General features: G+C 70.4%; 6 protein-coding genes. 1 reads left to right on the forward strand and 5 read right to left on the reverse strand.

From position 1 onward, the window contains the following. Window positions 1-119 precede the first annotated feature (119 nt). The 5 genes from QSK03_RS27460 to QSK03_RS27480 form a co-directional block, all read right to left on the reverse strand. On the reverse strand, window positions 120-1601 hold the full coding sequence (locus tag QSK03_RS27460; RefSeq protein WP_285658702.1) for a catalase: 1482 nt from the start codon (window positions 1599-1601) through the stop codon (window positions 120-122). Then, on the reverse strand, window positions 1598-2101 hold the full coding sequence (locus QSK03_RS27465; protein WP_285658726.1) for a Fur family transcriptional regulator: 504 nt from the start codon (window positions 2099-2101) through the stop codon (window positions 1598-1600). The genes QSK03_RS27460 and QSK03_RS27465 overlap by 4 nt, the downstream gene beginning before the upstream one ends. Before the next feature lie 144 nt (window positions 2102-2245). Further along, complete coding sequence (locus tag QSK03_RS27470; RefSeq protein WP_285658705.1) at window positions 2246-3298, reverse strand: aspartate-semialdehyde dehydrogenase; 1053 nt, start codon at window positions 3296-3298, stop codon at window positions 2246-2248. Between the two features lie 2 nt (window positions 3299-3300). Beyond that, the gene (locus QSK03_RS27475; RefSeq protein WP_285658707.1) at window positions 3301-4566 is read right to left on the reverse strand and encodes an aspartate kinase; all 1266 of its coding nucleotides are present in this window, start codon (window positions 4564-4566) and stop codon (window positions 3301-3303) included. A gap of 80 nt (window positions 4567-4646) precedes the next feature. Continuing rightward, window positions 4647-5006: a hypothetical protein gene (locus QSK03_RS27480; RefSeq protein ID WP_285658708.1), complete on the reverse strand. Its 360-nt coding sequence runs from the start codon at window positions 5004-5006 to the stop codon at window positions 4647-4649. 307 nt (window positions 5007-5313) lie between these two features. Here QSK03_RS27480 and leuA point away from each other — a divergent pair, with 307 nt between their 5' ends. After that, window positions 5314-7125: a 2-isopropylmalate synthase gene (gene leuA, locus QSK03_RS27485; protein ID WP_285658711.1), complete on the forward strand. Its 1812-nt coding sequence runs from the start codon at window positions 5314-5316 to the stop codon at window positions 7123-7125. The last annotated feature ends 216 nt before the right edge of the window (window positions 7126-7341 follow it).

Raw genomic sequence — 7341 nt, forward strand, 5'->3', positions numbered from 1 at the left:
GGTCAGCTCCTTCGCAACCGTTGTCTGGAATGGTTCCAGTTTGAGGATGCCCCGAAATCGGCCCCGGAACCACCTCGCGGCCCGCCTCAGCGTGTGAGACGGGCCGCGATAGGTGAGCCTCAGCTCTGCGAGAGGGCCTTCTGCTCCTTGCCCGTGAGCTCACGGACGCGGTCCTCGACGCGCTGTCCCATGCCCTCGTCGATCGACTTCCAGTAGTCGAACGCGCGGGCCAGGACGTCGTCGCCGACGCCGTCGGCGAGGTGGCCGGAGACGTTCTCGACGAAGCGGTCACGCGCCGCGTCGTCCCAGACCTCGAGCATCATCGTGCGGGCCTGGACCTCGTCGGTGTCCTCGGCGTGCGGCACGTACGCCGCGCGCTGGATCTGGCCGTCGGAGTACCACGTCGGCGGCTGGATCGTCTCGGTCGTCTGCGGGCCGCCCTTGGTGTTGGGGGCGTAGACCGGGTCCGGCGAGTTCACGACGCGCATGGCGCCCGCGACCGTGTACGGGTGCGCGTCCGTGCCCCGCGGCGAGTTCACCGGGATCTGCTTGTAGTTGACCCCGAGGCGGGCGCGGTGCGCGTCCGCGTAGGAGAACCCGCGGGCCAGCAGCATCTTGTCCGGAGACAGACCCAGCCCCGGGGGCTGGTTGTTCGGCTCGAACGCGGCCTGCTCGATCTCGGTGTGGAAGTCCTCGGGGTTGCGGTTCAGCGTCAGCTTCCCGACCTCGTGGAGGGGGTAGTCGCTGTGCGGCCACACCTTGGTCAGGTCGAACGGGTTGAACCGGTAGGTCTTCGCGTCCTCGAAGGGCATGATCTGCACCTTCAGGGTCCAGCTCGGGAACTCGCCCCGCTCGATGGCCTCGTAGAGGTCACGGCGGTGGTAGTCGGCGTCCGCACCCGCGAGCCGGTCGCCCTCGTCCTGGGTCAGGCACTTGATGCCCTGGTCCGAGATGAAGTGGTACTTCACCCAGAACTCCTCGCCCGCGGCATTGATCCACATGTAGGTGTGGCTGCCGTAGCCGTTCATGTGGCGCCAGGTCTCGGGCAGACCACGGTCACCCATGAGCCACGTGACCTGGTGCTTCGACTCGGGCGAGAGCGTCCAGAAGTCCCACTGCATGTCGTGGTCGCGCAGACCGTTGCGGGCCAGGCGCTTCTGCGAGCGGATGAAGTTCTGGAACTTCATGGGGTCGCGGATGAAGAAGACCGGCGTGTTGTTGCCGACCATGTCCCAGTTGCCCTCGCGGGTCCACAGCTTCAGCGAGAAGCCGCGCGGGTCGCGCCAGGTGTCGGGGCTGCCGCGCTCGCCGGCGACGGTGGAGAAGCGGATGAGGCCCTCGGTGGCCTCGCCCGGCTGGAACACCGCGGCCTTGGTGTAGGCGGTGACGTCCTGCGTGACCTCGAACTTCGCGAACGCCCCCGCGCCCTTGGCGTGCGGCTGGCGCTCCGGGATGCGCTCCCGGTTGAAGTTCGCCATCTGCTCGATCAGGTAGTGGTCCTGCAGCACCAGCGGACCGTCGGTCCCGACCGTCGCGGAGAACTCGTGGCTCGGGGCCGGGACGCCGGCGTCGTCGGTGGCGTACTGGTGGTTGGAGGTCACGAATACCTCTCCTCGTGGTGGTGGACGCTGTCGTGCATCACACCGACGGGAGCGCGCTCGTCCCGCGGGTGCGATGGGTTACCCGCTCCGGCGGCGCGACAGGCCGGGCAGGTTCCCCAGAACACGACCTCGGCCTCGTCGATGACGAAGCCCTCGGCGGAGGACGGGTGCAGGCAGGGCGCCTCCCCGACCACGCAGTCGACGTCGGCCGTGGCGCCGCACGACCGACAGACCACGTGGTGGTGGTTGTCCCCCGTCCTCGTCTCGTACCGCGCCGCCGAGCCCGCGGGCTCGATGCGGCGCACCAGGCCGGCGTCCACGCAGGCGGCGAGGACGTCGTAGACGGCCTGGGTGGACACCGACCCCAGCCGCACCCGGACCGCGGCGGCCACGGAATCGGCGGTCGAGTGCGGGTGCTCGCTGAGCACGCCGAGCACCGCCTGCCGCGGCGCCGTCACCCGCAGGCCGGCGGCACGCAGCCGCGCCCGTGGGTCGGCCACGTGGTGGTGCGTGAGCCAGGGCGTCCCGACGTCAGGAGCGACCACCGGGTCGTCCTGGTCGCCGGTCCGTGGAGTCATGACCCGACGGTGCCACCGAGATTGGAATGGGTCAAGAAAACGGGCTCGCGGCGAGTCCGCCGCAGGTCAGGCCCGAACGAGCTCCTCGGCGATCTCGTAGGTGTTCAGCGCCGCGCCCTTGCGGAGGTTGTCGCCGCACACGAAGAAGTCGAGCGTGTCGGGGAAGTCGAGGGCCTGCCGCACGCGCCCGACGTAGGTCGGGTCCTCCCCGACGACGTCGGCGGGGGTCGGGAAGCGCTGCGACTCCGGCTCGTCGACCAGCACGATCGAGGACTGCGCGGCGAACACCTGGTGCGCCGTCGCGACGTCGACGGGGTGCGCGAAGGTCGCGTGCACCGCCAGCGCGTGCGTCGTGATGACGGGGACGCGCACGCAGGTGGCCGAGACCTTGAGCTCGGGCAGGTCGAGGATCTTGCGGGACTCGTTGCGGACCTTGAGCTCCTCGGAGGTCCACCCGCCGTCCTTCCCCGAGCCCGCCCAGGGGACGACGTTGAGCGCCAGCGGGGCGGGGAACGGCGAGTCGCCGTCGAGCCCGGCCGCCGAGAGCGCCTCGCGGACGTCGCCGGCGCGGTGACCGATGCCCTTGCCCGCGACGGCCGCCATCTCCGCCTGCAGCCGATCGATGCCTTCCTGGCCGGCGCCGGACGCCGCCTGGTAGCTCGCGACGACCAGCTCGCGCAGCCCGAACGCCCGGTGCAGGGCGCCGAGCGCCGCCATCATCGAGAGCGTCGTGCAGTTCGGGTTCGAGACGATGCCCTTGGGGCGCGTGTGGGCGGCGTCGGCGTTGACCTCGGGCACCACGAGCGGCACGTCGGGGTCCATGCGGAAGGCCCCGGAGTTGTCGACCGCGATCGCGCCACGCGACACCGCGACCGGCGCCCATTCGGCGCTGACGGCGTCGGGGACGTCGAACATGGCGATGTCGACGCCGTCGAACGCCTCCGGGGAGAGCGCGACGACCTCGATCTCCTGCCCGCGCACCGTGAGCCGGCGGCCGGCCGAGCGGGGCGAGGCGATGAGCCGGATCTCGCTCCAGGGCACGCTCTCGCGCGCATCGATGATGTCGATCATGACGGAGCCGACCGCGCCGGTCGCCCCGACGATGGCGAGGGTGGTCACGGTCAGCGCCCCGTTCCTGCGTGCACCACGGCCTCCTCGTCGCCCCCGAGGTCGAAGGCGTCGTGGAGCGCCCGGACGGCGTCGTCGAGCTGGGTGTCGCGCATCAGCGCGGAGATGCGGATCTCCGAGGTGTTCATCATCTCGATGTTCACGCCGGCCTCGGCCAGCGACTCGCAGAACGTCGCCGTGACGCCCGGGTGGCTGCGCATGCCCGCGCCGACCAGCGTCACCTTGCCGACGTGCTCGTCGTAGACGACGTCCTCGTGGCCGACCTCGCCCTGCACGGCCGCGAGCGCCTCGACGGCCTTCGGGCCGTCCTTGACCGGCAGCGTGAAGGTCACGTCGGTCTTGCCCGTCTTCAGGTGCGAGACGTTCTGCAGCACCATGTCGATGTTGATCTCGACATCGGCCACGGCGCGGAAGATGCGCGCCGCGAACCCGGGCTGGTCGGGCACGCCGACCACGGTGATCTTCGCCTCGGACCGGTCGTGCGCGACGCCGGTGAGGACCGCCTGTTCCACGCTGAGCTCCTCGATGGACCCGACGATGGTCGTGCCGGGCTTGTCGTTGTAGGACGAGCGCACCCGCAGGGGCACGTTCTCGCGGCGCGCGTACTCCACGGCGCGCAGGTGCAGCACCTTGGCCCCGCACGCGGCCATCTCGAGCATCTCCTCGTAGGTGATGGTCTCGAGCAGCTTCGCGTCGGGGACGATGCGCGGGTCGGCCGAGTAGACGCCGTCGACGTCGGTGTAGATCTCGCAGACGTCGGCCTTCATCGCGGCGGCCATCGCCACCGCGGTCGTGTCCGAGCCGCCGCGCCCCAGCGTCGTGATCTCCTTGGAGTCCGCGCTGACGCCCTGGAACCCCGCGACGAGCGCGATGTGGTCCTCGGCGAGGGCGGCGTGGATCCGGCCGGGGGTGACGTCGACGATCCGCGCGTCGCCGTGCTTGCCGGTCGTGATCATCCCGGCCTGCGAGCCGGTGAACGACCGGGCCCGCCCGCCCTGGGCGTTGATCGCCATGGCCAGCAGCGCGTTGGAGATGCGCTCGCCGGAGGTCAGGAGCATGTCGAGCTCCCGCGGCGGCGGGCTGGGGTGGACCTGCGTCGCGAGGTCGGTCAGCTCGTCGGTCGTGTCGCCCATCGCGGAGGCGACGACGACGACGTCGTTGCCGTCCTTGCCGGTGCGCAGGATCCGCTCCGCCACCCGGCGGATCCGCTCCGCGTCCTGGACGGACGAGCCGCCGTACTTCTGGACGACGAGTGCCACCGCGACGGACCTCCACGAACTGGTCGGCGTATCTCTCCGACCCTATCCGAGGCGTGCCGCGTCACGGCGTGGCGCGCGTCCTACGGCGCGAGGGCGTTCAGCAGCTTCGAGACGACGATCCCGATCGCGATCCACACGAGGGCCGCGAGGCCGAAGTTGAGGATGATCCGCAGGGACTCGCTGGCCGGCAGGAACAGGTCGCCGATCCCGAGCGTGAGGTTGTTCGCGAGGTCGCTGAAGAAGATCGTGATCCCGTTCGCGGGGTTCGCGCCGGCGACCGCGAGGATCACGTGGATCACCAGGATCGCCGCGAAGATCACGGTGAGGATCCGGATGACGGAGGCGGCGACCGTCAGGACCTTCCGGGTGAGCGCGCGGAGGTCGTCCTGGGTGTGCGAACGCCGCTGTTCGGAGGTCTCCGTGCTCGCATCCTGCGCCATGCGGGTCATCATGACACGCGACTTGACTCGTCGGTAGCCAGGTGTGCGACCTGGGTCACGAGCGGTCCGTCCGGGCTGCTCAACGGCATGATCAGCACGTCATCGCGCGCCCGGACGCGCTCCCGGGGTACCGACCCGGCGGGGCGCGGGTCTACCGTGGCCGGTGATGTGCCACGCGCTCGCAGTCCTCGGGCTGCTCCTTCGCCGCCGCGGCGGGGTCTGAACAGACCGGCCCCCTGCCGCGGGTGATGCGCGCTGCCGGTCGCCATCCCTTGCAGAGCTGCAGGACCCCAGGAGCGCGACACCCATGAGCACCACCCCCGGCTCGTCGATCACCGATCAGCCGATCGCCGACATCCGCTCGACCGTCGTCCAGCCCGACGGCGAGATCCCCGCCGACCAGCCGGACTGGAACACCCAGCGGCCGAGTCGCATGCCGGTCCATCGCTACAAGCCGTTCGCCGACGTCGTCGAGAAGATCTCGCTGCCGGACCGGACGTGGCCCGACCGCGTGATCACCAAGGCGCCGCTCTGGGGTGCCGTCGACCTGCGGGACGGCAACCAGGCGCTGATCGACCCGATGTCCCCGGCCCGCAAGCGCCGGATGTTCGACCTGCTCGTACGCATGGGCTACAAGGAGATCGAGGTCGGCTTCCCGGCGGCGAGCCAGACCGACTTCGACTTCGTCCGCGAGATCATCGAGCAGGACGCGATCCCCGCCGACGTGCGCATCCAGGTGCTGACGCAGGCGCGCCCCGAGCTGATCACGCGGACCTTCGAGTCGCTGGAGGGCGTGCACTCCGCCGTCGTCCACCTCTACAACTCGACGTCGATCCTGCAGCGCCGGGTCGTCTTCCGCTCCGACCGGGCCGGGATCACGCAGATCGCGACGGACGGCACGCGGCTCGTGCGCGCCGAGGCCGAGAAGCGCCCGGACACCGACTGGCGCTTCCAGTACTCGCCGGAGTCCTACACGGGCACCGAGCTCTCCTACGCCAAGGAGATCGTCGACGCGGTCGGCGACGTGTGGGAGCCCACCCCCGAGCGTCCGATGATCGTCAACCTGCCGGCCACCGTGGAGATGGCGACCCCGAACGTCTACGCGGACTCCATCGAGTGGATGCACCGCAACCTGGCCCGCCGGGACGCGATCATCCTGTCGCTGCACCCCCACAACGACCGCGGCACCGGCGTCGCCGCCGCCGAGCTCGGCGTCCAGGCCGGCGCCGACCGCATCGAGGGCTGCCTGTTCGGCAACGGCGAGCGCACCGGCAACGTCTGCCTGGTGACGCTGGGCATGAACCTCTTCTCGCAGGGCATCGACCCGCAGATCGACTTCTCGGACATCGACGAGGTGCGCCGCACCGTCGAGTTCTGTAACCAGCTGCCCGTCGGCGAGCGCCACCCCTGGGGCGGCGACCTGGTGTTCACCGCCTTTTCGGGCTCGCACCAGGACGCGATCAACAAGGGCCTGCAGGCGATGGCGTCCGAGGCCTCGGCAGCCGGGCACGCAGTCGACGACCACCCGTGGGAGGTCCCGTACCTGCCCATCGACCCGAAGGACGTCGGCCGCACCTACGAGGCCGTCATCCGCGTGAACTCGCAGTCGGGCAAGGGCGGCGTCGCGTACCTGATGAAGGTCGAGCACCAGCTCGACATGCCCCGCCGCCTGCAGATCGAGTTCTCCCGTCGCGTGCAGGAGCAGACGGACACCGAGGGCGGCGAGGTCTCGGCCAAGGAGATGTACGACATCTTCACCGAGGAGTACCTGCAGCGGCGCGTCCCGCTGGAGCTCGTGCGCTCGCGGGTGGCCACGCACGACGACGGCAAGGCCGAGCTCGAGGCGACGCTGCGGGTCGAGGGCGACCTGCACGAGGTCACCGGCGTCGGCAACGGTCCGATCGCCGCCTTCGTCGACGCCCTGGCCTCGGTCGGCTACGACGTGCGGGTCCTGGACTACGCGGAGCACGCGATGTCGGCAGGCGACGACGCCCGCGCGGCCGCCTACGTCGAGGCCGCGGTGGGCGACGCGGAGGTCTGGGGCGTCGGGATCGACGGCTCGATCCTCACGGCGTCGCTGAAGGCCGTCGTGTCGGCGGTGAACCGGGCGATGCGCTGAGGGCTTCGGGCTGGTGGCGGGGCTCCGGGATCTTTGGGGTCCCGCCGACCGGGGTCGCGGTCATGATCGCGAACTGGGTGACGATCGGCCTCAGATGGAGCCTGTTGCCAAATCGCGCGCCTTCGCCTGTCGATCTCGGGATCGGGGGAGGATCTTGGGGTGGCGAAGAGGTATCGGCCGGTGGATCGGGATCAGCGGTTCCTGCTGGCCCCGGAC

This window comes from Actinomycetospora sp. NBRC 106375 (assembly GCF_030269665.1).
GTDB lineage: Bacteria > Actinomycetota > Actinomycetes > Mycobacteriales > Pseudonocardiaceae > Actinomycetospora.